This is a genomic window from Acidimangrovimonas pyrenivorans, from assembly GCF_042643245.1.
GTDB classification, from domain to species: Bacteria; Pseudomonadota; Alphaproteobacteria; order Rhodobacterales; family Rhodobacteraceae; genus Acidimangrovimonas; species Acidimangrovimonas pyrenivorans.
In genome coordinates, this window is sequence record NZ_JBHRSK010000015.1 from 13,448 (window position 1) to 38,329 (window position 24,882).

25 protein-coding genes and 1 tRNA gene are annotated in these 24,882 nt (G+C 68.2%); 9 read left to right on the forward strand and 17 right to left on the reverse strand.

Annotated elements, in window-relative coordinates:
- Window positions 1-8: 8 nt before the first annotated feature.
- From ACFOES_RS16595 to ACFOES_RS16635, 9 genes are all read right to left on the reverse strand, one after another.
- Window positions 9-1,298: an ArgE/DapE family deacylase gene (locus ACFOES_RS16595; RefSeq protein WP_377834484.1), complete on the reverse strand. Its 1,290-nt coding sequence runs from the start codon at window positions 1,296-1,298 to the stop codon at window positions 9-11.
- A 7-nt stretch (window positions 1,299-1,305) separates the two neighbouring features.
- A complete protein-coding gene (locus ACFOES_RS16600) occupies window positions 1,306-1,977 on the reverse strand; it encodes a 3-oxoacid CoA-transferase subunit B (RefSeq protein ID WP_377834485.1) in 672 nt (223 codons plus the stop codon).
- The gene (locus ACFOES_RS16605) at window positions 1,964-2,656 is read right to left on the reverse strand and encodes a CoA transferase subunit A (protein ID WP_377834486.1); all 693 of its coding nucleotides are present in this window, start codon (window positions 2,654-2,656) and stop codon (window positions 1,964-1,966) included. The genes ACFOES_RS16600 and ACFOES_RS16605 overlap by 14 nt, the downstream gene beginning before the upstream one ends.
- The gene (locus ACFOES_RS16610; RefSeq protein ID WP_377834487.1) at window positions 2,653-3,147 is read right to left on the reverse strand and encodes a GNAT family N-acetyltransferase; all 495 of its coding nucleotides are present in this window, start codon (window positions 3,145-3,147) and stop codon (window positions 2,653-2,655) included. The genes ACFOES_RS16605 and ACFOES_RS16610 overlap by 4 nt, the downstream gene beginning before the upstream one ends.
- Before the next feature lie 2 nt (window positions 3,148-3,149).
- Entirely contained in the window at window positions 3,150-4,490 is a 1,341-nt protein-coding gene (locus tag ACFOES_RS16615) for an aminotransferase family protein (protein WP_377834488.1), read from the reverse strand.
- 1 nt (window position 4,491) lies between these two features.
- Window positions 4,492-5,571, reverse strand: coding sequence for an ABC transporter ATP-binding protein (locus ACFOES_RS16620; RefSeq protein WP_377834489.1), 1,080 nt, complete (start codon window positions 5,569-5,571; stop codon window positions 4,492-4,494).
- A gap of 81 nt (window positions 5,572-5,652) precedes the next feature.
- The gene (locus tag ACFOES_RS16625) at window positions 5,653-6,819 is read right to left on the reverse strand and encodes an ABC transporter substrate-binding protein (RefSeq protein ID WP_377834490.1); all 1,167 of its coding nucleotides are present in this window, start codon (window positions 6,817-6,819) and stop codon (window positions 5,653-5,655) included.
- Window positions 6,820-6,824: 5 nt separating this feature from the next.
- The gene (locus ACFOES_RS16630; protein ID WP_377834491.1) at window positions 6,825-7,634 is read right to left on the reverse strand and encodes an ABC transporter permease; all 810 of its coding nucleotides are present in this window, start codon (window positions 7,632-7,634) and stop codon (window positions 6,825-6,827) included.
- Between the two features lie 10 nt (window positions 7,635-7,644).
- The gene (locus ACFOES_RS16635; RefSeq protein ID WP_377834492.1) at window positions 7,645-8,517 is read right to left on the reverse strand and encodes an ABC transporter permease; all 873 of its coding nucleotides are present in this window, start codon (window positions 8,515-8,517) and stop codon (window positions 7,645-7,647) included.
- A gap of 77 nt (window positions 8,518-8,594) precedes the next feature.
- On the opposite strand from ACFOES_RS16635, the gene ACFOES_RS16640 reads away from it, so the two are divergent.
- Window positions 8,595-9,614 (forward strand): LysR family transcriptional regulator, encoded by a 1,020-nt coding sequence (locus tag ACFOES_RS16640; protein WP_377834493.1) that lies wholly within the window; start codon window positions 8,595-8,597, stop codon window positions 9,612-9,614.
- Between the two features lie 22 nt (window positions 9,615-9,636).
- Here the strand turns inward: ACFOES_RS16640 and ACFOES_RS16645 are convergent, their stop codons facing one another.
- Both ACFOES_RS16645 and ACFOES_RS16650 read right to left on the reverse strand, forming a co-directional pair.
- The gene (locus ACFOES_RS16645; protein WP_377834494.1) at window positions 9,637-10,566 is read right to left on the reverse strand and encodes a sterol desaturase family protein; all 930 of its coding nucleotides are present in this window, start codon (window positions 10,564-10,566) and stop codon (window positions 9,637-9,639) included.
- Window positions 10,563-10,958, reverse strand: a complete 396-nt coding sequence (locus ACFOES_RS16650) for a hypothetical protein (RefSeq protein ID WP_377834495.1) — start codon at window positions 10,956-10,958, stop codon at window positions 10,563-10,565. The genes ACFOES_RS16645 and ACFOES_RS16650 overlap by 4 nt, the downstream gene beginning before the upstream one ends.
- Window positions 10,959-11,178: 220 nt before the next feature.
- On the opposite strand from ACFOES_RS16650, the gene ACFOES_RS16655 reads away from it, so the two are divergent.
- Complete coding sequence (locus ACFOES_RS16655; protein WP_377834496.1) at window positions 11,179-12,495, forward strand: chemotaxis protein; 1,317 nt, start codon at window positions 11,179-11,181, stop codon at window positions 12,493-12,495.
- Window positions 12,496-12,714: 219 nt separating this feature from the next.
- On the opposite strand, the gene ACFOES_RS16660 is transcribed toward ACFOES_RS16655, so the two are convergent.
- The 4 genes from ACFOES_RS16660 to ACFOES_RS16675 all read right to left on the reverse strand — a co-directional run bounded on the left by ACFOES_RS16660 (window position 12,715) and on the right by ACFOES_RS16675 (window position 15,669).
- A complete protein-coding gene (locus tag ACFOES_RS16660; protein ID WP_377834497.1) occupies window positions 12,715-13,557 on the reverse strand; it encodes an SDR family NAD(P)-dependent oxidoreductase in 843 nt (280 codons plus the stop codon).
- A gap of 137 nt (window positions 13,558-13,694) precedes the next feature.
- Complete coding sequence (locus ACFOES_RS16665) at window positions 13,695-14,588, reverse strand: NAD-dependent epimerase/dehydratase family protein (RefSeq protein ID WP_377834498.1); 894 nt, start codon at window positions 14,586-14,588, stop codon at window positions 13,695-13,697.
- A gap of 104 nt (window positions 14,589-14,692) precedes the next feature.
- A complete protein-coding gene (gene otnI, locus ACFOES_RS16670) occupies window positions 14,693-15,463 on the reverse strand; it encodes a 2-oxo-tetronate isomerase (protein WP_377834499.1) in 771 nt (256 codons plus the stop codon).
- A gap of 116 nt (window positions 15,464-15,579) precedes the next feature.
- Window positions 15,580-15,669: transfer RNA gene (locus ACFOES_RS16675), tRNA-Ser, on the reverse strand.
- Between the two features lie 348 nt (window positions 15,670-16,017).
- On the opposite strand from ACFOES_RS16675, the gene ACFOES_RS16680 reads away from it, so the two are divergent.
- Genes ACFOES_RS16680 through ACFOES_RS16710 form a run of 7 tightly spaced genes read left to right on the forward strand, consistent with a single transcriptional unit; the run spans window position 16,018 to window position 22,476 of the window.
- Complete coding sequence (locus ACFOES_RS16680) at window positions 16,018-16,926, forward strand: SPOR domain-containing protein (RefSeq protein ID WP_377834500.1); 909 nt, start codon at window positions 16,018-16,020, stop codon at window positions 16,924-16,926.
- A 28-nt stretch (window positions 16,927-16,954) separates the two neighbouring features.
- Complete coding sequence (locus tag ACFOES_RS16685) at window positions 16,955-18,121, forward strand: D-alanyl-D-alanine carboxypeptidase family protein (RefSeq protein ID WP_377834501.1); 1,167 nt, start codon at window positions 16,955-16,957, stop codon at window positions 18,119-18,121.
- A gap of 13 nt (window positions 18,122-18,134) precedes the next feature.
- Window positions 18,135-18,785, forward strand: a complete 651-nt coding sequence (gene tmk, locus ACFOES_RS16690; RefSeq protein WP_377834630.1) for a dTMP kinase — start codon at window positions 18,135-18,137, stop codon at window positions 18,783-18,785.
- Entirely contained in the window at window positions 18,782-19,918 is a 1,137-nt protein-coding gene (locus ACFOES_RS16695) for a DNA polymerase III subunit delta' (RefSeq protein WP_377834502.1), read from the forward strand. The genes tmk and ACFOES_RS16695 overlap by 4 nt, the downstream gene beginning before the upstream one ends.
- 26 nt (window positions 19,919-19,944) lie before the next feature.
- Window positions 19,945-20,745 (forward strand): TatD family hydrolase, encoded by an 801-nt coding sequence (locus tag ACFOES_RS16700; protein ID WP_377834503.1) that lies wholly within the window; start codon window positions 19,945-19,947, stop codon window positions 20,743-20,745.
- Entirely contained in the window at window positions 20,745-21,542 is a 798-nt protein-coding gene (locus tag ACFOES_RS16705) for an MBL fold metallo-hydrolase (RefSeq protein WP_377834504.1), read from the forward strand. The genes ACFOES_RS16700 and ACFOES_RS16705 overlap by 1 nt, the downstream gene beginning before the upstream one ends.
- Window position 21,543: 1 nt before the next feature.
- Complete coding sequence (locus ACFOES_RS16710; protein ID WP_377834505.1) at window positions 21,544-22,476, forward strand: AEC family transporter; 933 nt, start codon at window positions 21,544-21,546, stop codon at window positions 22,474-22,476.
- Between the two features lie 157 nt (window positions 22,477-22,633).
- Here ACFOES_RS16710 and ACFOES_RS16715 read toward each other — a convergent pair whose 3' ends face one another.
- Both ACFOES_RS16715 and ACFOES_RS16720 read right to left on the reverse strand, forming a co-directional pair.
- Window positions 22,634-23,545 carry an ABC transporter permease gene (locus tag ACFOES_RS16715; protein ID WP_377834506.1) on the reverse strand — a complete coding sequence of 304 codons (912 nt, stop codon included), beginning with the start codon at window positions 23,543-23,545 and terminating at the stop codon, window positions 22,634-22,636.
- A gap of 12 nt (window positions 23,546-23,557) precedes the next feature.
- Window positions 23,558-24,820 carry an ABC transporter permease gene (locus tag ACFOES_RS16720; RefSeq protein ID WP_377834507.1) on the reverse strand — a complete coding sequence of 421 codons (1,263 nt, stop codon included), beginning with the start codon at window positions 24,818-24,820 and terminating at the stop codon, window positions 23,558-23,560.
- Between the last annotated feature and the right edge of the window lie 62 nt (window positions 24,821-24,882).

Below are 24,882 nucleotides of genomic sequence, written 5' to 3' on the forward strand. Positions count from 1 at the left end.
TGTGTGAGTTAGAGCGTTTCCAGCCCGCACCAGTCGGCGATGAACAGGGCGATGGACTGGGTCGTGCGGCGGATGCTCTCCAGCTCCACCCGCTCGTTGAAGCCGTGGATCGCCTCGGCCCGCGGGCCGTAGACCAGCGCCGGGGTGTCGGCATAAAGGCCGAAGAAACGCGCGTCGGTGGTGGCGGTGATCGCCAGCTTGTCGAGCGTGCCGCCGGTCACCGCGCCATGCGCCGCCTCGAGCGCGCCGATGGCCCTGGCCGCGGTTTCGCTCTTGTCCTGCGACAGCGCGTAACCCTCGGCCTGGAAGCCGTGATAGACGATCTCGGGCTGGTTGTTGCGCAGGAAGTCGTTGTCGCGCGCGGCCTGGCGCAGCACTTCCTCGATCTCGGCCCGCGCCTTGGCCATGTCCTGGCCCGGGAAGACCCCCATGCGGACGTCGAAGACGCACCAGGCCGGGACCGAGCTGGTCCAGTCGCCGCCCTCGATCTTGCCGATATTCAGGTTCAGCGCGTGGTCCATATGGGCATAATCGGCCGGCCGGCGGTCGGCGGCGTTCCAGCGGTGTTCGAGCGCGTGCAGCGCCGAGATCAGCGGCACCGCCGCCTCGATCGCGTTCGAGCCGGTGCCGGCATAGGCGACATGGACCGGCAGGCCCTTGAGATGGACCTGGAACCAGATCACGCCGACCTGCGCCATCACCAGGCTTTCGGCGAAGGGCTCGGGGATCAGCGCCGCGTCGGCGCGGTAGCCGCGCTGCAGGCAGGCCAGCGCGCCGTTGCCGGTGCATTCCTCCTCGACCACCGACTGGTAGAAGACGTCGCCCGCCGGCTGGTGCCCGGTCGCCTTCAGCGCGTCGAGCGCGAACAGGTTGGCGGCCAGACCGGCCTTCATGTCCCCTGCCCCGCGGCCATACATCCAGCCGTCGTCGACCCGTGGCTGGTAGGGCGGCGTGTCCCACATGTCATGCGGCCCCTCGGGCACCACGTCGATATGGCCGTTCAGGATCAGCGACCGGCCGCTGCCGCGCGCCCGGTGGGCCCCGACCACGTTCACCGCGTCGTCGTAATTGCCGATGACCGGCGAGAAGCCGGGCATGTCGCGGATGTCGGCGACGTCGATCTGCCAGCGGTCGACCTCGTAGCCACGCCCGGCCAGTTCGCCCGCCATGAAGTCCTGCGCCGACTGCTCGTTGCCGCGGGTCGAGGGATGCGCCGTCAGCTCGGACAGGAATTCGACCTCGGCGTCGAAGCGGTCGTCGACGGCCTTGAGGATGGCGGATTGCAGCTTGTCGTCCATGGGAACCTCAGAATTCGGGCAGGGTGCCGTCGGGCACGATCAGCGGGGCGGCGGTGGCGGCGCGGATCTCCTCGACGGTCAGCCCGGCGCGGAGCTCGCGCAGCACCAGCCCGTCCCCGGTGACGTCGATCACGGCCATGTCGGTGATGATCCGGTCGACGCATTCCCGCGCCGTCAGCGGCAGGGTGCATTCCGGCACGATCTTCGACTGGCCCTTGCGGTCGAGATGGGTCGTCAGCACCGTCACCCGCCGCGCCTTCTGTGCCAGCTCCATGCCGCCGCCGATGCCGGGGGTGAACAGGCCGGGGATCTTCCAGTTGGCCAGATCGCCCTTGGCCGAAACCTCGAAGGCGCCCAGCATGGTCAGGTCGAGCCGGCCGCCGCGCACCAGCGCGAAGGAGGTGGCGGAGTCGAAGAACGAGCTGCCGGGCAGCGTCGAGACATAGGCGCCGCCGGCGTCGATCAGGTTGCGGTCGGCGGCGTCGAAACCCAGCACCGGGCCGATGCCGGCGATGCCGTTCTCGGAATGCAGGCAGACCGGGTAATCGGCCGGCAGGTGGCCGATCACCTTGGTCGGCAGCCCGATGCCAAGGTTGACCACCATGCCCGGCGCGATGTCGCGGGCGGCGCGGGCGACAAGGCGGTCTCGGGGCTGCAATTGCACGCTAGCGTCGGACAACGGCGTATTCCTCGGTCACGGCCGCCATCGGCACGACATGGTCGACGAAGGGGCCCGGAGTGTGGATCTGGTTCGGCGCCAGCACGCCGAGCGGGCCGACGTTTTCGGCCTCGGCGATCACCCGGTCCGCGGCCATCGCCATCAGCGGGTTGAAGTTGCGCGCGGTGGCGGCGTAGGAGAGGTTGCCGAACGGGTCGGCGGTCTCGGCATGGAGCAGGGCGAAATCGGCCCGCAGCGCGGTCTCGACCACGCCCCGGCGGCCGTCGATCTCGACCAGCTGCTTGCCCACGGCCAGTTCGGTGTCCAGCCCGATATCGGTGATGATCGCGCTCAGACCGGCGCCGCCGGCGCGGATGCGTTCGGCCATGATGCCCTGGGCGCAGAACTCGACCTCGAGCTTGCCCTCGTTCATCAGCGAGATGGCGCGCGGGTTGAGGCCGATATGGGTCGAGACCAGGCGCTTGACCAGGCCTGCCTCGAGCAGGTGGTCGACGCCCATGCCGGTCTCGTTGGCGTCGTTCTTGATGATGGTCAGCCCGCGCGGCCCCTGCCGGACCAGTTCCGCGATCAGCTCGAACGGCGTGCCGGGAACGCCGAAGCCGCCCAGCATGATCGTCGCGCCGTCGCCGATCCGGGCGATCGCCTCTGCCATCGTCGTGGTCTTGTCGGAAAATCTCATGCCGCGGCCTCCGTGCCCCGCAGCCGCGCGAAGGCGTCGCCCTCCAGCGCCATCGGCCGGTCGTCCTTTTGCGGGCGGAAGCCGAGCCGTTCATAGAACCGCCGGGCGCCGCCGTTCTGCGCGTCGACCGACAGCATCAGGTAGCGTGCGCCCCAGCCTTCGGCGGCATGGCGGGCGGTGGCGGCCAGCAGCCGCTCGCCGAGCCCGCTGCCGCGGGTCTCGGGCGCGACCCACAGGTCCTGGACATAGACGCCGGGCTGGGCGCGCCAGGTCGAGAAATGCGGGAAGAACAGCGCGAAGCCCTCGGCCCGACCGCCGTTCCGCGCGATCAGCGCCCGGAACAGCGCGTCCGGCCCGGTGCCGTAGCGGGCCAGCGCCTCGGGCGTGCCCCGGAACTTCTCGCCCGCCTCAAGATCGGTCGCCAGCCGGGTCAGCATCTCGGCCAGCACGGCGATGTCGCCCGGCCCGGCAAGGGTAATCGCGGCGGTCATGCTCAGCCCGCCTCCCGCAACCGCGGGCCCGCCTCGGCGGCGAACGCCTCGAGCGCGGCGGTCAGCTTGGTCATGATCTCGTCGATGCCGTCCTCGCCGACGATCAAGGGCGGGCAGACCAGGAAATGATCGCCGACATAGCCGCCGCGGGTGCGGCGCGAATAGATGATCAGGCCCATGTCATAGGCGATGTCGACCAGCCGGGTATAGGCGTTCAGGTCGCGCGGCAGCGGCGCCAGCGTCTCGCGGTCCGAGACCAGCTCGAAGGCGGTCAACAGCCCCTTGCCGCGGACGTCGCCGATGAAGTCGAAGCGCTGCATCAGCGCCTCGAGCCGGGCCTTCAGCACCTCGCCCTGGGCGGCGGCATTGGCGACCAGCCCGTCCTCCTCGATGACGTCGAGCACGGCATTGCCGGCGGCGCAGGCCAGCGGGTTGCCGGCATAGGTGAAGCCGTGCTGGAAACCGCCATGGTCGAGCACCGCCTCGACGATGTCGTCGCGCGCGATCATCGCGCCCAGCGGCACGTAGCCACCGCCGAAGCCCTTGGAGATCGAGATCAGGTCGGGCTTGCCCTCCCAATGCTCGCCGCCGAAGAACTTGCCGGTGCGGCCGCCGCCGGTCATCACCTCGTCATGGATCAGCAACACGCCATACTGGTCGCAGATCTCGCGGATCCGCGCCATGTAGCCCGGCGGTGGCACCAGCGCCCCGGTCGAGGCGCCGCCGACCGGCTCGACGATGAAGGCCAGCACGGTCTCGGCGCCTTCGCGCAGGATCGCCTCTTCCAGCATGTCGGCATAGTGGCGGCCGGTGGCCGGATCGTTCGGGTCGAGCCCGTCGAGATAGGCGCGCGGCGCCGGGATCTTGGGCATCTGCACCATCATCGGCGCGAAGGGCGCGCTGAACAGCGCCATGCCGGTGACCGTGGCCGCACCCAGGGTGCTGCCGTGATAGCTGGGAAAGCGCGAGATCACCTTCCAGCGTTGGCCCTCGCCGCGGGCGAGCGCGTATTGCCGCGCCAGCTTCAGCGTGCTCTCGACCGCCTCGGAGCCGCCCGAGACGAAGAAGACCTTGTTCAGCCCCTCGGGCGCCAGCGCGGCGGTGCGGGTGGCCAGTTCCTCGGCAACGTCCGAGGCAAAATGGAGCCGGTAGCCGAAGGTCGACTTGTCCATCTGGCGGCGCATCGCCTCGAGCACGCGCGGATCGGAATGGCCAATGTTCGACACCATCGCCCCGGACGAGCCGTCAAGGTAGCATTTGCCGGATTTGTCCCACAGGTAGAGGCCCTCGGCACGGTCGAGCGTGGGCCGCTCCAGCCGCGACTGGTAGAACAGGTTCGACATTTCAGCCTTCCATCGGCAGGGCGGCGCAATCGGCCGGATCGAAGCTCAGCGTGACCTCGGCGCCGGCATGGAACGGGTGGCCCTCGATCATGTTCATCACCTGGTACTGGCGGTCGCCGACACGCAGGAAATAGCGGGCGAGCTGGCCCTGGTAGTCCACCGCCTCGACCGTCGCGGGCGACGAGATCCGCCCTTCCGCCGCCGGGCCGGCGCTCAGCTTCAGCTTCTCGGCCCGGATCATCAGCTTGGCGGCGGGGCCGCTGCCGATGGTCGCGGCGCGGTCGGCCGGCACCGGCACGGCGCCGAAGCCGTCGACTTCCAGCACCACGGCGCTGGCATCCTTGCTGCCGACCTTCGCCTCGACGATGTTCGAGGCGCCGAGGAAATCGGCGACGAACTCGCTGGCGGGCCGGTTGTAGACCTCTTCGGGTTCGCCGATCTGCTCGACATTGCCGGCGCTCATCACCACGATGCGGTCCGACATGGCCAGCGCCTCGGACTGGTCGTGGGTGACGAAGACCGAGGTCACGCCGATGCGGTGCTGGATCGCCTTCAGCTCGACCCGCATCTCCTCGCGCAGGTTGGCGTCGAGGGCCGAGAGCGGCTCGTCAAGCAGCAGCACGTCGGGTTCGATGACGATGGCGCGGGCCAGCGCGATGCGCTGCTGCTGGCCGCCGGAAAGCTGGCTCGGATATCGGTCCTCGACCCCCGGCAGGCGGACCACGTCGAGCGCGGTGCGCACCTTCTCGGCAAAGGTCGATTTCGGCACCTTGCGGTATTTCAGGCCGAAGGCGATGTTCTCGCCGATCGTGCGGTGGGGAAACAGGGCGTAGTTCTGGAACACGATGCCCAGGTTCCGCTTGTGGATTGGCACCTCGTTGACCCGGTTGCCGGCGACGAGGATGTCTCCGCTGGTGGGCGTTTCCAGCCCGGCGATCATCCGCAGGATCGTGGTCTTGCCACAGCCCGACGGCCCGAGAAGGGTGGTGAAAGAGCCCTCCTCGAAGGTGATGTTGGCCTCCTGCACGGCCTTCACCGCCCCGAAGGATTTGGTCAGACCTTTCAGTTCGACGCGCGCCATGCTGCCGCCCTATCCCTTTGCGTTGTTCTTTGGAGAGGAAGGCGCGGGCGAGCCCCGCGCCTTCCGGTCGGTCGCGGGCGCTCAGGCGCCCTTCTTGACCCGGTTCCACATCTTGCTTTCTTCCTTCTCGACCGCGTTCCACTTGACCGGGTCGCGGAAGGTGAGCGCGTCCAGCTTGCCCGTCGGGTCGAAGGCCGGCAGCGAGGTGACGCTGTCGGGCATCTTGACCTTGGTCGGGTCGAGCGAGGACGGGTATTTCTGGCCGGCGGCCACGGCGAGCGCGGTTTCCGGCGCCAGCATGAAGTTCAGCAGCTCCTCGGCCTCGTCCATCGGCGAGCCCTTGAGCACGAACATCGACTCCATCCAGGCGAGGCCGTTCTTGGGATCGAAGTAGCCGATCGGATGGCCCTGCGCCTGCAGCGCGGCGACCCGGCCCGACCAGGCCTCGGTGACCCAGATTTCCTCTTTCGCCAGCAGGTCCATCAGCTCGGCGCCCGAGCCCCAGTATTTCAGCACCAGCGCGCGCATCTCGCGCACCTTGGCCCAGACCGCATCCCAGTCCTGGATGTTGTTCGGGTCCTGGCCCGACTGCAGCGCGCCGAACCAGGCGCGGTTGGCCCAGTCGCCGCCCCAGCCGCCGATCTTGCCCTTGTATTTCGGGTTGAGCAGGATGTTGGCGCCCTGGGCCTCGGCATCTTCCTTGCTGATATGCTTGGTGTTGTAGGCGATGCCGGTGGTGCCGTAGTCGTAGGGCACGGCCGACAGGTAGTCGGGCGTGATCTTCCGGAACGGCTCGACGATCGAATCCATGACGTTGGCGAAGTTCGGGATCTTCGCCATGTCGAGCTTCACGCCATAGCCGTTGTCGGTCCAGCGCTTGTACCAGTCGACGCCCGAGCTATGCAGGATGTTGTGGCCGCTGGTGTTGCCGGCGGCCTTGATCTTGGTCAGGACCTCCTTCTCGCCGCCGAAGGTCGAGTCGACGACCTTGTTGCCGGTGGCCTTCTCGTAGGGGTCGAAGGCGTATTTGCGCAGCGCCTCGCTGACGACGCCGCCCCAGCCCTCGAAGTAGAGGTCGGTGCCCGCGGCATGGGCCTGGCGGGCCAGGCCGGCCATGATGCCGCCGCTGAGGCCGGCGGTGACGCCGGCGGCGCCGAGCAGGCTCAGGAACGAGCGACGGTCGACGTCGCCGTTGCCGACGGCTTCGCGCAGCCGTTCAAGCCGGGTGGTGCTGTCCATCTTTTTCATCTCACTTACTCTCCTTGCTGGATGGCGGGTACTGTTTTTTTGTTTGCGAAATAGCGTGCCAGACCGCCCGCCAGCAGCGGCACACCCACGGTTACACAAATCATGACGAAGCCGAGCGCATTGATCTCGGGGCTGATCGAATTGCGCAGCATCCCGAAGATCTGGGTCGGCACCGTCTCCATCCCCGACGGCCGCCAGAAGATCGTCGCGGTGATGTTGTCGAAGGAAATGGTGAAGGCGAAGAGGGCCCCGGCGAAGACCGCCGGCAGCAGCAGCGGCAGCGTGACCGTGAAGAAGGTCTGCAGCGGGTTGGCGCCGAGCGAGCGCGCCGCCTCTTCGTATTCGCGCTTGATCCCCACCAGCCGGGCCTGGACCACCAGCACCACGAAGGGCAGCGCGATGATCGAATGGCCGACCAGCAGCAGCCCGAAGCTGCGCGGCATGTGCAGGTAGCGCAGGAAGATCAGCATGCCGACCGCCAGCACCGTCTCGGGCACCAGCACCGGCGAGATCAGGAAGGTGGTGATCAGGTCCTTGCCGCGGAACTTGTAGCGCACCAGCGCGATCGAGGCCATCACCCCCAGCGTGGTCGAGATCACGGCGACCATCAGGCCGAGCTCGATCGAGGTCTTGAAGGCGCGGACGATGGCCTCGTTCTCGAACAGCTTGTAGAACCAGCGCAGCGAGAAGCCGGTCATCGGGAAGGAGGCGAATTCCGAGCTGTTGAAGGCCAGCAGCAGGACGACGGCGATCGGCGCGAACATGAAGATGTAGACGGCGATCGTGTAGAAACGGATGAGGGACCAGGCGCGCATCTTCATCTCCCTAGCTGAAGGCCTTGGAGAGCTGCTTGAGCCCCATCACACGGCTATAGACCACCACCACCAGCCCCAGCAGCACCAGCAGGGTGAAGGACAGCGCCGCGCCCATCGGCCAGTTCAGCTCGGTGATCACCGAATCGTAGATCAGGTTGCCGAACAGGAAGTCGTTGGGACCACCGAGGATCAGCGGCGTGACATAGCTGCCCGCGGTCAGCACGAAGACCAGCAGCGAGCCGGCGGCGAGCCCCGGCAGCGACAGCGGCAGCGTCACCTCGCGGAAGGCCTGCCACGGCGTCGCGCCCAGGGTGCGGGCGGCCGGCTCGAGATTGCGGTCGATGCCCTCGAGGCTGACATAGATGTTCAGGATCATGTAGGGCAGGAAGACGTGGATGAAGCCGACGATCACCGCGAATTCGTTATACATCATCTGGATCGGCTTATCGATCAGGCCGAGATAGAGCAGCAGGCTGTTGATCGCCCCCTCGTTGCCCATGATGTGGATCCAGCTCAAGGTCCGGATGATGAAGCTGACCCAGAACGGCATGATCAGCAGCAGCAGCAGCATCCATTTCTTGGTGAACCGCGTCATCGCGATGAAATAGGCCGGGACATAGCCCAGGATCGCGGCCAGCACGGTGACGATCAGCGACAGCCGGAAGGTCTTCCAGATCGCGACGTGGTAGTAGTTGTCGGTGAAGATGTCGGACCAGTTGCCGAACTGGAAGGCCGGCACGTCCACCGCAAGGTCGACGTTCTCGTAGAACGAGTAGACCAGGATGAAGGACATCGGGATCACGACCAGGGCCGTGATGGCGATTAGCGCGGGGCTGAGCAGCAGCCACGGGCGTTTGTCGAATTTCGCGGCTTCTACGGCCATACGCTCCCTGCACTTTTACCAAGTGTGTGCCCTAGCTATTGCATGCCGACCCGAAATTGACAAAATTCATAATCACAATGGACGACATTAACCCAATCAATACCCTCGACCGCACCCCCGACGGTCCCGACGGCAAGTTCGTCACCAATCTGGACTGGAACCTGCTGCGCACCTTCGTCGTCATCGCCGAGGAGGGCAGCATCACCCGCGCCGCCAGCCGCCTGTTGCGGCGCCAGCCCGCGGTCAGCCTGGCGCTGCAGCGGCTCGAGACCGAGCTGGGCATGCGGCTGATCGAGCGCGGCGGCGGTTCCTTCCGGCTGACGGCGGCGGGGCGCGAGCTCTATGCCCGCTGCGTCGACATCTACGGCGACATCGCCCGGCTGAAGGAGGCGACGACCTCGGCCGCGCGCGAGATCTCGGGCAGCGTCACCATCCACCTCGCCTCGCATGTGACGACGCCGATCCTCGACCGGGTGCTGACCGATCTCTACCGCAAGCATCCGGGGATCAGCTACCGGATGCGGATCCGCTCCAGCGCCGCCGTCGCCGAGGATGTCCGCGACCAGCACGCGACGCTGGGCATCTGCCTGGTCAACCGCAAGCTGCCGCTGCTCGACTACGATGTGCTCTATCGCGAGTTCTTCGGCTTCTATTGCGGCCCGCCGCATCCGCTGTTCGGGCGCGAGAACCTGCGGCTGGAGGACCTGCGCAACTGCGATTCCGTGTCCTTCGAGACCGACGACCTGCGCGACGCGCTGCGGCCGGTGGCCCAGCTGCGACAGCAGCACCTGCTCGACCTGCGCGTCGTCGGCCAGTCGATCCAGCTTGAGGAGGTGCAGCGGATGATCCGCTGCGGCCTCGGCATCGGCCCGCTGCCGGTCCATGTCGTCGAGCGCGACGTCCGCGACGGGCTGTTGTGGCGGCTGCCGCCCTATTCGGATGCGCCGGCGGTCGACATCCACCTCGTCACCAACCCGCGCCGCCGCCTGAGCCGGGCCGAGCGGCTGGTCGTCGATGCGCTGCGCGACGCCATCGCCTCGGAACCGCTGGAGGCGCGCACCTACGGCGGCCCAGAAACGCCACAGGCCTCGGCCTGACGCGAGACGGGATGCGCGGCGCTCAGGCGTCCTCGAAGCCCGGCGAGCCCGTGGCCTCGGGGTGGCGGGCCAGGTGGCGGCGCTTGATGCCCTCCGAGGTCTCGCGGCTGCCGTCATGGCTCCAGCCCGGCGGCGCCACGGCATACATGAACCGCTGGCGCAGGGTCAGGCCCGGCTGCAGCACGTCGCGCCACAGCCCGACCCATTCGTGGAACGCCACCCGCAGCGGGTTGAAGGTACCGAGGTTGTGGACCAGCCCGTATTCCGGCTTTTCCTCGTCCAGCTCGGGCACGTAGGTGCCGAACAGCTTGTCCCAGACGATGAAGACCCCGGCATAGTTGGCGTCCAGGTAGCGCGGGTTGCGGCCGTGATGGACGCGGTGGTGGCTGGGCGTGTTCATCACCGCCTCGAACCAGCGCGGCATCCGCCCGATCGCCTCGGTATGGATCCAGAACTGGTAGATCAGGTTGAGCCCGCCGCAGAACAGCACCATCGCCGGGTGGAAGCCCAGCAGGATCAGCGGCGCCCGCACCACCATCATGAAGGTGAAGGTGCCGGTCCAGGTCTGCCGCAGCGCCGTGGTCAGGTTGTAGTGCTGGCTGGAATGGTGGTTGACGTGGCTGGCCCAGACCCAGCGCGAGCGGTGGCCGAAGCGGTGCACCCAGTAGTAGCGCAGGTCGTCGAGCACGAAGCACAGCACGACGACATACCACGAGGTGCCGAGGTCGAGCGGCGTGACCCGCCACAGGGCCATGAAGAAGCCCCAGGTGACGAAGCCGAGGATGATCCCCTCGGCGACGTTGCCCGCCCCCATCAGCAGCGAGGTCAGCGCGTCGCGGGTCTCGTAGCGGCCACCCCGGCGCTTGAGCGCGATCCACAGGAACTCGATCAGGATGAGGGCGATGAAGCCGGGCACGGCCAGCTTGACGACGTCCGGGTAATGCGGGCTCATGACGCGGCTCCTTCAATGCGGGCGGCCCAGTGCGCCCGGGCCTCGGGCGGCAGGCGCAGGGTGACGGAAGGGGCGGCGAAATCGCCGAAGATCACGCGCAGCCCGCGCCGGACCTGGCGCACGCGGGCGCGGCGCAGGTCATGGGCCGTGGTGTCGGCACCGAAGGACCACAGCAGACCGGCGCCTTGGGTGGTGACGATCAGCGCGGCCCGCCCGCCCGGGGCGACATGCGCCTCGCGGATCTCGTCGCCGGGATTGTGGCGCAGCCATTCGCGCCGCGCCGTCGCTTCGCCGTCGATCTCGAACGGGCGCGAATGACCCGTCAAATGCAGCAGCAGCACGATGCCGGTAATGCCACCGGCCACCAGTATCAGCAAAATGCCCAGCGGCATCTCTCTCCCTCCGGCCCAGTTCCGGGCCGTCCTCCCCTTGCCGTTCCAATGGTCCCGTCGCCGCGCCGGCTGTCAACAGCGGCGTTACGTCAGCCTCGCCGGACGCCAAGGCTTAACCTTTTCTTAACCCGCGCGACATCTCATGTGAGGACGAACTGCGTGGGGGCGGTGGTAAGGCCGGCGGAATTGTTTGCCGGCCCAGTAAACAGGCGGATTTTCGTTGGAAGACATTTCATTCAGAACGCGGCGCCCCTCGTCAGGAGAGGCGCCTTTCGGCCTGCACGAACTGTTCTACTCGCGGACGGATGAGCGCGGCGTCATCCAGTCGGGCAATGACGTGTTCCAGCGCGTCGCCGCGCTCGACTGGGACCGGCTGGTGGGCGCACCGCATCGCATCATCCGCCACCGCGACACGCCGCGCGGGCTGTTCTACCTGATGTGGCAGCGCATCAAGCAGGGGCAGCCGGTCGGCGTCTATATCAAGAACAGCACGGCGGACGGGCTGTATTACTGGGTCTTCGCGACGGTGACGCCGATCGAGGACGGCTATCTGTCGGTCCGGATCAAGCCCAGCTCGCCCGTCTTCGACCAGGTACGCGCCGATTATGCGGCGGTGCATGCGGCCGAGGAGAGCGGCTTTTCGCCCGAGGCCGGCGCGGCGATGCTGCTCGATCGGCTGGCGCGGCGCGGCTTCGACAGCTACGAGGCCTTCATGGCCCATGCCGCGGCCAAGGAGGTCGCCGCGCGCGACGCCGGCCTGGGCCAGCCGCGGGACGAGGCGCTGGTCAACATGTGCCGCATCGAAAACCGCCTCGGGCTGATCGACCGCGAGATCGCGGCGCTGCTCGACGATCTCGCCACGGTCTACCAGGGGCCGGCGAGCCTGCGCATCGCCGCCGCGCGGCTGGAGCCCGGGGGCGGCCCGATCACCGCGGCCTCGCACGACCACTGCGCCCAGGCGGCCGGGATACTCGACCGCCTGCAAGCCGTCTTCAGCGACGGCCGATCCCTGACCGCGACCTGGCAGAAACTGCTGCATACGGCGATCTTTCTGCATTGCACCGCGCGGATCCAGGACGAGGCGGTGGTGCAATGCGACGGGGTCGAGGCGGCGCCGGGCAAGTTCAACCCGGATATCGAGGTCGCCTGGCTGGCGATCCAGAAGCTCGCCTATCGCGAAAAGGCAAGCAAGTCGCTGGCGGCGGTGATCCGGGCGGGCCGGCGGCTTCCGGCAATCGACGCCGATTTGCGGGCGCTGGTCTCGGGGCTCTCCTCTGTCCGCACCACCTGCCGGGCCGAACATGCGCGGCTGCGGGGCGAGGGCGACGGCATCGCCCCGATCGCCGATCATCTGGATGCGTTCCTCGTCGACGCCGATGCCCGGTTGAACCGCATCACGCGGCATGCCGAGGCGCTGAAGGCGCCGATCGTCAGCCTCGACCGGCGCCAGCCCGATGCCCCGCGCTGGAGCCACTTCGGGCGTCCAGAGGCCGTTGACGAAAGCCGCGACGGCAGGACGCGCACCAGCCGCCGCTAAGGCCCGGTGCGCCCCTTGGCGCACCGGGCAGGCTGGCCTCATCTCCCGCGGCGATAGCCGTTTGCGCGCCGTGTCCCGGTCGAAGCTGACCGGCCGCGAACCGGAAGGCAATGGTCTGCGCCACGAGCGGTCTGCGTCACAAGCTGCCTGCCCGACGGGGCGGCCGAGCGTCACGGGCCCGGAACGGTGGCGGCGCGGCGGGATCACGTCACCGCGTCGTCACGCCTTGAGCCATTCCCTGAAGGCCTCGCCATACTCGGGATGCCAGCGCGACAGCGGCGGGCGGTTCTCGGTAATGTCGCCGGCGGCCCAGAGGATGCGCTTCTCGTCGGTCTTGCGGTCGACGTCGTTGTCCGGGCAGAGGATGTAGAAATCGCCGCGCTCGATCGCCTCGAACAGGAAATCGACCACCTGCTCCGGCGTCCAGGCACCAGCCGGCTTCTCGCTGCGGCCGTTCGCTGTCAGCGGGGTGAAGACGAAGCCGGGGATGAACAGCCGCGCCTCGACCTGGCAGCCGGGGCGGTTGCGCAGATCGTGCTGCAGCGCCTCGGTGAAGGCTTTCACGCCGGCTTTCGAGACGTTGTAGGCCGGGTCGCCCGGCGGCGTGGTGATGCCCTGTTTCGAACCGGTATTGACGATCAGGCCGGGGGCACCCGAGGCAATCATCCGCGGCGCGAAAATCTGGCTGCCGCGGATGATGCCACCCATGTTGACCTCGAGGATCCGGTCCCAGTTGCCCTCTTCGTCGAAGATCGAGCTGCCGGGCTGCATGCCGGCATTGTTCATCAACAGGTTGACCGGACCGAAGGCAGCCTCGACCGCCTCGGCCAGCGCGGTCAGCTGGGCACGGTCGGAGACATCGGTGGCCACGGTCATCACGTCGGCCTCGGCGGCGCCGGCGGCGGTCAGCTCGGCCGCGGCGGCATCGAGCATCGGCCCGGGCAGATCGGCGATGCAGACGCGCAGGCCGAGCGCGGCGAGATGGCGGGCGGCGGCAAGGCCGATGCCCGAGGCACCGCCGGTGACGATGGCGACATTGCCTTTGGCGAGAGCGGGATGCATTTGGGTCTCCTTCGGTTCAAGGGGCCGGCGCCACGGTCAGGCAGGGGCACCGGCGAAGACTTCGAAATCGACGCCGATCGCGGCCGGGACGCGCGGCCGCCGACCGGACCGCCGATCGGACCGCCGAACGGGGCCGGTCACAGATCGACGTATTTGCGCCAGGGATGGGCTTCCTTGAAGCCCAGCACCTCGCGCGCCTTGCGGTTCGAGATCGGCGCCTCGTCGGGCCCCATCTCGCGGCTGGTCGGGGTGTTCGGGCAGTATTTGCGCAGGAACTCCATCGTCGGCATGTCAGCGGTGATGGTATCGTTGACGGCGTTGAACACCTGATAGCCCAGCCCGTCCTTCTGCAGGCAGAGATGGACGATCTCGCCCAGGTCGCGGGCGTCGATATAGCTCCAGGCGTTGCGCTTGCGGCTCATCGGGTCGGCGATGAAGTCCTTGAACCGGCCATATTCATGCGGCTCGATCACGTTGCCGATGCGCAGCGCGTAGATATCGGCGCCGTAGCGCATGGCGAAGGCACGGGCGGTCTTCTCGTTGCAGACCTTCGACAATCCGTAGCTGTCCATCGGGTCGCTGTCGTAATCCTCTTCCAGCGGGAAGCTGTGGTAGTCCTTGTCGCCCTCGGCGAAACAGACCCCATAGGTTGTTTCCGAAGACGCAACAATCACCTTGCGCACGCCCAGCTTCATCGCCGCCTCGACGACGTTGTAGGTGCTGGTGACATTGGCCTGGAAGGTGACGTTGTCGGGCTCGATCAGCACCCGCGGGATGGCGGCGAAATGGACCACCGCGTCGGGGGCGGAGGGCGGCGCGCCGTTGTCGAAGCCCTCGAAGCCGTGATGGCTGGTCAGCGCGTTGAACACCGCGCCGCTGTCGGTCAGGTCGGTGACCAGCGTGTTCACGCCGGGCAGGTCGAGCGGTGCGAGATCGAGGTTGAGCACCTCGTAGCCCTTGCCCAGCAGATGCCGGACGGCATGGCGCCCCGCCTTGCCGCTGCCACCGGTGAACACTATGCGCTTGGCCATCTCCGCCTCCTCTTCCGCAAATCCCGGCACAACGTTTCGGGCCGGCGCGGAGTCTCGCGCAGCGCCGGGCCGAGGACAAGGGCGCCCCGGTGCCGCAGCCCGGTTCAGCCGAAGGCGCGCAGCCAGCCCAGCCCGGCCACGGTGCCGGTCGCCGGACGGTATTCGCAGCCGACGAAACCGCCATAGCCCAGCGCATCGAGTTCCCTCAGCACCCGGATATCGTCCAGCTCGCCGGTCCCCGGCTCGTGCCGCTCGGGCACGCTGGCGACCTGGACATGGCCGATGAGCGGCATCATCTGCCGCAGCCCGGTCAGCACGTCGCCATGAAGGATCTGGCGGTGGTAGATGTCGAATTGCAGCTTGAGGTTGGGCAGGTCCAGCGCCGCGATCAGGTCGGCGGCGAAATCGAAATCGTCGAGGAAATAGCCCGGCATGTCGCGCGGGTTGATCGGCTCGATCATCACCTCGCGCCCCTGCCCGCCCGCCGCGTCGCTCAGCCGCGCCAGCGCCTCGCGATAGGCCCGCACCGCCCCCGCGTCGTTGCGGTCGGCCAGCCCGCTCATCACATGCACCCGGCCGGCCCCGGTCGCCTCGGCATAGGCCAGCGCCGTCGCGATCGAGGCGCGGAACTCGGCGGCCCGGTCCGGCAGCGCCGCCAACCCGCGGTCGCCCGCCGCCCAGTCGCCCGGCGGCAGGTTGAACAGCGCCTGGGTCAGGCCGTGGGCCTGCAGCCGCTCGGCAAGGATCTCGGCCGGGAAATCGTAGGGAAACAGGTATTCGACCGCGTCGAACCCGGCCGCGGCGGCGGCGCCGAAACGGTCGAGGAAGGGCAGCTCGGTGAACATCATCGTCAGGTTGGCGGCGAATCGCGGCATGTCTCAGCCCTCTTGCATCGGCAGAACCGGCCCAGGCAGGTTGCGCCCATTGCGGCGGTGGCGGTCATCGTGACGCCGTCGAGCCACAGGCCGCTGACCTCAACCGGCTCATGTGGTGGCGGAAGCGGTGGGATTCGAACCCACGGTACGGTCTCCCGCACGCTGGTTTTCAAGACCAGTGCCTTAAACCACTCGGCCACGCTTCCTTGTCGGCCGGCGCGTCCCTGCCGCCCGGCCCGGCGCTCCTTGTAATCACGCCCGCAAATCGAGGTCCAGTGTCCCGATGCCTCCCGCGGGCGGCCCGGCACCGGAGCGCGCCCGGAAACGCCAGCCGGAGCACTGCCGGGACCTGTCGCGGGAACGCCAATGTGACACAGCCGAAACCCGCCGAGGCCACGCTGCGGCCTTTCCTTGGCCCGGCTCTGCGGCTAGTATGCGCCCAGCCTGCCACGCGCGTGGCGGCAAAGGGCAGGAGACCCCGGCGACAGGCCGCCAAAAGGCCGGGCCGGGAGAATGACAAGCGCGACGCGAAGCCGCGCAAGAAGGGGGCAAGGATGACGAGTAGCAGTTTCGGGAAACTGGCCCTGGCGATGACGGCCGTGCTGGCTCTGGCCGGCTGTCAGGATGGGACCAAACCCTTCGGTTTTCTCAACAAGGACGGCGCCGACACGGCGACTGCGGCCGATGCCTCCGGCACGGCGACCAAGCCGGAAAGCTCGGTCAAGCTGGTCGATCGCGATGTCGAGGCGCCGGACGTCTTCCAGGTCACCGACAAGGGGCTGTGGGACGGGCGGCCGTCGCTCGGCGGCGTCTGGGCGGCCTATCCCGGCGTCACCGATCCAGAGCGGGTGATCATCCGCAACCCGGCCAACGGCAAGTTCGTCATCGGCGCGCTGTTCCGGCGCGAGCTGAACAATCCCGGGCCCAAGCTGCAGCTGTCATCCGACGCCGCCGCCGCGCTCGGCCTGCTGGCGGGCGAACCGGCGACGGTCAGCGTCACCGCCCTGCGGCGCGAGGAAGCGCCGGCGCCGCAGCCGGCCACCGCGGCGAAACCGCAGACCACCAAGCCGCAGGCGCGGCCGGACGCCAAGCAGAAATCCGCCGCCTCGAACGGCAAGATCGTGGCCAAGCCGCTCGACCAGGTCACCGCCGCCGCCGGCGCCGCGATCGACAAGGCCGAGGCCAAGGCCGCCAAGCCCGCCGCCAAGCCGGCGGCGAAACCGGCACCGACCGGCCGGAACTTCCTTCAGATCGGCATCTTCAGCATCGAGGCCAATGCCAACCGCTCGGCCGACGCGGTCAGCAAGGCGGGGGCGCAAGTCGCGGTGAAGAAGGAAAGGAGCCACGGCAAGACCTTCTGGCGCGTCGTCGCCGGTCCCGCCGCCACTCCCGCCGCACGGACGGAATTGCTCAAGAAAGTCCGGGCCCTGGGCTATTCGGATGCCTATTTCGTCTCGAAATGACACAGGACTGATCGGACCCGACTTGCTTATGCGTCACCGCCTTCTCGCCGCCCTCGCCTGCATCCTTGCCCTGGCCCTCGGCCAGCCGGCCCTGGCCTTCGACACGATCGCCAAGGCGGCCTATGTCGTCGATGTCACCACTGGCACCGTACTGATGGAGAAGGATGCCGAGACGCCGATGCCGCCGGCCTCGATGTCGAAGCTGATGACCATCGACCTGCTGTTCAAGGCGCTCAAGGACGGGCGGGTGACGATGGACGACACCGCCAATGTCTCGGACCGCGCCGTCGCGCTGACCCGCCAGGGCGGCTCGACCATGTTCCTCAAGCAGGGCGACCGGCCGACGATCCGCCAGCTGATCCAGGGCATCATCGTCAATTCCGGCAACGACGCCTGCGTCGCCGTGGCCGAGAAGCTGGCCGGGACCGAGCCCGCCTTCGCCGAGCTGATGAATGCCGAGGCCAAGGCGCTGGGGCTGACCAAGTCGCATTTCGTCAACGCCTCGGGCTGGCCCAACCCCGATCACCTGATGAGCATGCGCGATCTGGCCATGCTGGCGATGCACATCATCAAGACCTACCCGGAATATTACCACTTCTTCGGCGAGACCGAATACGACTTCGAGAACCGCGCCCCCGGCAACCGCTTCAACCGCAACCCGCTGCTGACGCTGGGCATCGGCGCCGACGGGATGAAGACCGGTCATACCGTGGCCTCGGGCTATGGCCTTGTCGGTTCGGCCAAGCGCGGCGACCGTCGGGTGCTGGTGGTGCTCAACGGCTTGCCGACCGAGGCCAGCCGCGGCACCGAGGGCGAGAAGCTGATCAACTGGGCCTTCGGCCAGTTCAGCATGAAGACGGTGGCCAAGAAGGGCCAGCGCATCGCCGAGGCCAATGTCTGGATGGGCAACGCCGGCAAGGTCGGCCTGGTGCCGGCCGAGGATGTCCGGCTGCTGATCCCGGCGCTGGGGCGCAACCAGGTCAAGGCGCGCGTCGTCTATGACGGCCCGATCGCGGCACCGGTCAAGCGCGGGCAGGTGCTGGCCAAGCTGATCGTCTCGGCCCCCGGCCTGCAGGACCACACCATACCGCTCGTGGCCGAGACCGGCGTCGCCAAGGGCGGCTTCGGCAAGCGGCTGGCGACTGCCGCCCTGTCGCTGCTGCAAAAGGTGGCCGGGCAGACGCCCAGCTTCTGACATGGCCGGAGCGATGAACGGCCGGGGCAAATTCATCAGCTTCGAGGGGATCGACGGCTCTGGCAAGTCGACCCAGGCGCGGGCGCTGGCGGATCACCTGCGCGGCGCCGGCCACGAGGTCGTGCTGACGCGCGAGCCCGGCGGCTCGCCCGGGGCCGAGGAGATCCGGCGGCTGGTGCTGGAAGGCGATCCCGACCGCTGGTCGGCCGAGACCGAGATCCTGCTGTTTACCGCCGCCCGCCGCGACCACGTGGAAAAAACCATCCGGCCGGCACTGGAAGCCGGCAAGGTGGTGATCACCGACCGCTTCGCCGACAGCACCCGGCTCTACCAGGGCATCACCCGGGGCGACCTGCGCGGCCTCGTCGACCGGCTGCACGAGATGATGATCGGGGTCGAGCCCGACCTGACCTTCGTCATCGACATGGACCCCGGCACCGGCCTGTCCCGGGCGCTCGGCCGGCAGGGCACCGAGGAACGCTTCGAGGCCTTCGGCGAGGAACTGCAGGTCAAGATGCGGGCCGGGTTTCTCGACCTGGCACGGCAGTTCGCCGACCGCTGCGTGGTGATCGACGGCGGCCGGGCGATCGAGGCCGTCGCGGCGGATGTCGCCCGCACGGCCGAGGCCCGGCTGGGCGCGCCGGAGGGGACGGAACCGCGATGAGCGACGAGACCCGCCCCGAACCCGACCGCATCGAAGGCGCCCCCCATCCGCGCGATACGGCGCGGCTGATCGGCCAGGACGCCGCCGAGGCCGCCTTCCTCAACGCCTATACCACCGGCCGGCTGCATCATGGCTGGCTGCTCACCGGACCGCGCGGCGTCGGCAAGGCGACGCTGGCCTGGCGCATCGCCCGCTTCCTGCTGGCCGAACCGGCCGAGGAGCAAGGCGGCGGCTTGTTCGGCGACGCCCCGCCCGCGCCGACCAGCCTCGACATCGCCCCGGAAAACCCGATCGCCCGCCGCATCGCGGCCGGTTCCGAGGGCCGCCTGTTCGTGCTGCGCCGGGCCTGGGACGCCGACCGCAAGCGGCTCAAGACCCAGATCACCGTCGACGAGGTGCGCAAACTCAAGAGCTTCTTCGGCCTCTCAGCCGCCGATGGCGGCCGCCGCGTCGTCATCGTCGACCCGGCCGACGAGATGAATCCCTCGGCCGCCAACGCCCTGCTCAAGGTGCTGGAGGAACCGCCCGCCCGCACCACCCTGCTGCTGGTCAGCCACCAGCCCTCGGGTCTCTTGCCGACGATCCGCTCGCGCTGCCGCGAGCTGCGGCTGGGCGCGCTCGGTCCCGCGGCGATGGCCGAGGCGCTCGCCGCCGCCGGCACCGACCCCGAGGGCGATCCCCGGGCGCTGGCCGAACTGTCGACCGGCTCGGTCGGCGAGGCGATCCGGCTGGCCCACATGGAGGGGCTCAAGGCCTATGCCGGCCTCGTCGCCCTGTTCTCGGGCCTGCCCCGGCTCGACCGCCCCCGCGCCCTGGCCCTGGCCGACAGCGTCGCCGGCCGCGGCGCCGAAACTCGGCTCGACCTCACGCTCGACCTGATCGAGCTGTTCCTGGCCCGGCTCGCCCGCGCCGGCGCCATCGGGGCCGTCCCGCCCGAGGCCGCGCCGGGCGAGGCCGAGCTGCTGGCCCGGCTGTCGCCCAATCCTTATGCGGGCCGCGTCTGGGCCGACCTGCACCAGACCCTGGGCGCCCGCGCCCGCCATGCCCGGGCGGTGAACCTTGACCCTGCCGCCCTGGTGCTTGATATGGTCCTGAAGATAGACGAGACCGCGGCCCCCATCGCCGCGCGCTGAGGCCCCGTGTAATTGCCGGAAGTCGCATGACCGCCGAAATCGTTGACAGCCACTGCCACCTCGACTTTCCCGATTTCGAGGGCGAGATCGACGCGCTGATCGCCCGCGCCGCCGAGGCCGGGGTGACCCGCATGGTCACCATCTGCACCCGTCTGAAGAACGAGCCCCGCGTCCGCGCCATCGCCGAAGCCCACGCCCCGGTCTTCTACGCCGCCGGCACCCACCCGATGAGCGCCGCCGAGGAGCCGATGGCGAGCGTCGACGAACTGGTCGCGCTGGCCGCGCATCCGAAATTCGTCGGCATCGGCGAGACCGGGCTCGACTACCACTACACCGCCGACAGCGCCGAGGTGCAGAAGCAGAGCCTGCGCATCCATATCGCGGCGGCGCGCGAGACCCGGCTGCCGCTGATCATCCATGCCCGCGCCGCCGATGACGACATGGCGGCGATCCTGGCCGAGGAATACCGCCAGGGCCCCTACCCCTGCGTGATGCACTGCTTCTCGTCCTCCGCCGAACTGGCAAAGGCGGCGCTCGATCTCGGTTTCTACCTGTCGATGTCCGGCATCGCGACCTTCAAGAAGAGCCAGGAGATCCGCGACATCTTCGCCGCCGCGCCCATCGACCGGGTGCTGGTCGAGACCGACAGCCCCTACCTCGCCCCGCCGCCCCATCGCGGCAAGCGCAACGAGCCCGCCTATACCGCCCTGACCGCGCAGGTCGGCGCCGAGGTCTTCGGCCTGAGCTACGACGAGTTCGCCGCCCGGACCAGCGCCAATTTCGACCGCCTCTTCGCCAAGGCCGCGGCCTGGAAGGAGGCCGCCTGATGGCCAAGCTGACCTTCACCATCCTCGGCAGCGGCTCCTCCGGCGGCGTGCCCCGTCTGGGCGGCCACTGGGGCGCGTGCGACCCGTCGAACCCGAAGAACCGGCGCCGGCGCTGTTCGCTGCTGATCGAGCGCGAGACCGTCGACGGCATCACCCGCATCCTGGTCGACACCGCGCCCGACATGCGCGAGCAGCTGCTCGATGCCGGCGTCGGCGAGCTCGACGCGGTGGTCTACACCCATTCCCATGCCGACCATGTCCACGGCATCGACGATCTGCGCCAGATCGTCTTCAACACCCGCCGCCGGCTGGCGGTCTGGGCCGACGGGGCGACGCAGGACGCGCTGCTGGGCCGCTTCGGCTATGCCTTCGTCCAGCCCGAGGGCAGCCCCTACCCGCCGATCCTCGACATCCACACCATCCACGGCCCGTTCGAGATCACCGGCGATGGCGGCACGATCAGCCTGCACCCGTTCCATGTCGGCCACGGCTCGATCGACGCGCTCGGCTTCCGGATCGCCGACCTCGCCTACCTGCCCGACGTGGTCGAGATCTATGACGAGGCCTGGCCGCATCTCGAAGGCCTGGACTGCTTCGTCGTCGACGCGCTGCGGCGCAAGCCGCACCCGACCCATGCCCACCTCGCCCTGGCGCTGGACTGGATCGAACGGGCGGCGCCACGCCGCGCGGTGCTGACCAACATGCATATCGATCTCGACTACGAAACGCTCGAGGCCGAGACGCCCGACCATATCACCCCGGCCTATGATGGAATGACCATCAGCTACGAGGTCTGAGGTGGAGGCTCTCCTCGACGTCGTCCTGCCCGTCTTCCTCGTCATCGGCTTCGGTTACCTGGTGTCGTGGAAGGGCTGGTTCGCCGAGGCGCATGTCGACGGGCTGATGAAATTCACCCAGAATTTCGCCATCCCCTGCCTGCTGTTCCGCGCCATCTCGCAGCTCGACCTGGCGCAGGAATTCGACCTGCGGCTGCTGGCCAGCTTCTATACCGGGGCGACGACAGGTTTCTTCGCCGGATTGCTGGGCGCGCGCTACATCTTCAAGCGGCCGTGGCAGGACAGTGTGGCGATCGGCTTCTGCGGGCTGTTCTCGAACAGTCTGCTGCTGGGGCTGCCGATCACCGAACGGGCCTACGGGTCGGGCGCGCTGGCCGGCAACTACACCATCATCGCCATCCACTCGCCCTATTGCTACGCCCTCGGCATCACCGCGATGGAGATCGCCCGCCATTCCGGCGGCAGCATCGGCGCCACCGCGCTGCGGGTGCTGCGGGCGATGTTCCGCAATGCGCTCGTCATCGGCATCACCCTCGGCTTCATCGTCAATCTCGGCCACGTGCCGATGCCCGGCGTCCTCACCGATGCCGTCGACCTGATGACCCGCGCGGCCCTGCCGGCGGCCCTGTTCGGGCTGGGCGGGGTGCTCTATCGCTACCGGCCCGAGGGCGACCTGCGCACCATCCTCTATGTCTGCGCCGTGTCGCTGGTGCTGCACCCGGTGGTGACATGGACCATGGGCTCGGCGCTCAACCTCGGCCAGGCCCCGTTCCGCTCGGCGGTGCTGACCGCGGCGATGCCGCCGGGGGTCAACGCCTATGTCTTCGCCAACATGTATGGCGTGGGCAAGCGGGTCGCGGCCTCGGCGGTGCTGCTGGCCACCGCCGGCGCCATCCTCACCGCCTGGGTCTGGCTGGCGCTGCTGGGCGGCTGAGCCGCTCTCCGGCCGCTCCGCGGCTCAGCGCGGGGGCGTGGCGAGGCGGCGCCGAAGGCCCCCGGCGCGCAGGCGCCCCGCCGGTCCGCACCACCCCAAAGCGAACCGGCCGCCCCCCGAGGGAGCGGCCGGCCGGTAGCCTTCGATGGAATGGGCGTTACTGCGGGGTGATGCCGCGCAGCCTCTCCGAACGCCGGCGCAGCAGTTCGACCGTCGCCAGCAGCGCGATCGAGATCACGACCAGGATCGTCGCCACGGCCAGGATCGCCGGGCTGATCTGCTCGCGGATGCCGTTCCACATCTGGCGCGGGATGGTCTGCTGGTCGGGCCCGGCGACGAACAGCACCACGACGACTTCGTCGAAGGACGTCACGAAGGCGAACAGCGCGCCCGAGATCACGCCGGGCAGGATCAGCGGCATGATCACCTTGAAGAAGGTCGTGGTCGGGTTGGCGCCCAGGTTGGCCGCGGCCCGGGTCAGCGAATGGTCGAAGCCGACCATCGTCGCCGTCACGGTGATGATGACGAAGGGGATGCCCAGGGTGGCATGGGCCAGCACGATGCCGGCATAGGTGCCCGCCAGCCCGGTCTTGGAATAGAAGAAGAACAGACCCGTCGCGGTGATGATGATCGGCACGATCATCGGCGAGATCAGCACTGCCATGATCGCCCGACGGTACGGCATCTCGGGCCGCGACAGCCCCAGCGCGGCGACGGTGCCCAGCACGGTGGCGACGACGGTCGAGAAGAAGCCGATGATGATCGAGTTCTTCGCCGCATTGATCCACTTGGCGTTTTCCCAGACATCCCCCCACCAGGCCCAGCCACGCTCGCCGCCCGGGTCCTGCATGCCGAAGGTCAGCAGCGTGTCGTACCAGCGCATCGAGTAGCCGACCGGGTCGAAATGCAGCATCTCCTTGGTGAAGGTGAAGTAGGGCTCGGCGTTGAAGCTGAGCGGGATGATGATCAGGATCGGCGCGATCAGGAACAGCAGGACCAGGGCACAGAGCACGCGAAACGTGTAGTACCAGACGCGTTCCAGCGGCGAGGCGTAAATCGGCAGAGCCATGGTTCGTTTCTCCTAGCCGAGCTTGAGGTTGTCGATGCCGATCAGCTTGTCGTAGAGCCAATAGAGCAGCAGGATCGCGGCCAGCAGGATGGCGGCCAGCGCGGCGCCCAGCGACCAGTTCAGCGACTTGGTGATGTGATAGGCGATCAGGTTCGAGATCAGCTGCCCCTTGGCGCCGCCGACCAAGGCGGGCGTGATGTAATAGCCCACGGCCAGGATGAAGACGAGCAGCGAGCCGGCGCCGATCCCGGGCACCGTCTGCGGGAAGTAGATGCGGCGGAAGGCCGTCCACGAGGTCGCGCCCAGACTGCGCGCGGCGCGGACATAGGAGGGCGGGATCGGCCGCATCACCGAGTAGAGCGGCAGGATCATGAACGGCAGCAGGATATGGGTCATCGCGACGACCGTGCCGGTCGAGTTGTAGATCATCTGCAGCCGGTTGTCGTTGCCGATCAGGTGCAGCGAGACGAGGATGTCGTTGATCACGCCCTCGCTCTGCAGCAGCACGATCCAGCTCGTCGTCCGCACCAGCAGCGAGGTCCAGAACGGCAGCAGAACCAGGATCATCAGCAGGTTGGAAATCCGCATCGGCAGCACCGCCAGCAGATGCGCCACCGGGAAGCCGAGCAGGAAGCAAAGGAAGGTGATCAATGCCGACAGCAGCAGCGTCTTGACGAACAGCTTGACATAGATCTGCCGGTTCTTCGGAACGTCGACGATCTTGCCCTCGGCATTGTGGGTCTTGTCGATCGCGGCGAGGTAGAAGTTCTCGGTCACAGCCGGGGCGACCTGGCGCATCGCCTCCCACAGGGCGGGATTGGCCCAGTCCTTGTCGACCTTCAGCACCGCCTCCTTGTAGGGCGGTTCGAGCCGCTTGGCATGGCGCGCCGTCTTGGTGAAGAGCGACCGGGTGCCCGACATCTCGTAGTTCACCCGCGTGCCGATCTTGCCCGCCGTATGGTCCTTGTAGGCGGCCTTGAGATCCTCGACCAGCGCGGTGTAGGCGGCCTCGTCCGGCTCGGTCCCCTGCGGGTTGGCCTGGAACCAAGCCACCATGCGCGGCATGTTGGCCGTGAAGGCGTCGTTATGGACCGACTGCCACAGGATGCCGCCGATCGGCACCACGAAGGTCAGCAGGACGAACAGCAGCAGTGGGAAGACGAGGCCGAAGGCGCGCCACTTGGCCCGCGCCTGCGCCCGGGCCAGTGCCGCCTTTAGCGGCCGTCCGTCTGCCGTGACCAGCGGCCCGGTTACCTCTGCGGTCGCATCCGTCATGCCTGCCCCCGTGTTGCAGTTCTTTGTCTTTGGGAAAGAGGAAAGGGCGGCGCGGCCGTGCC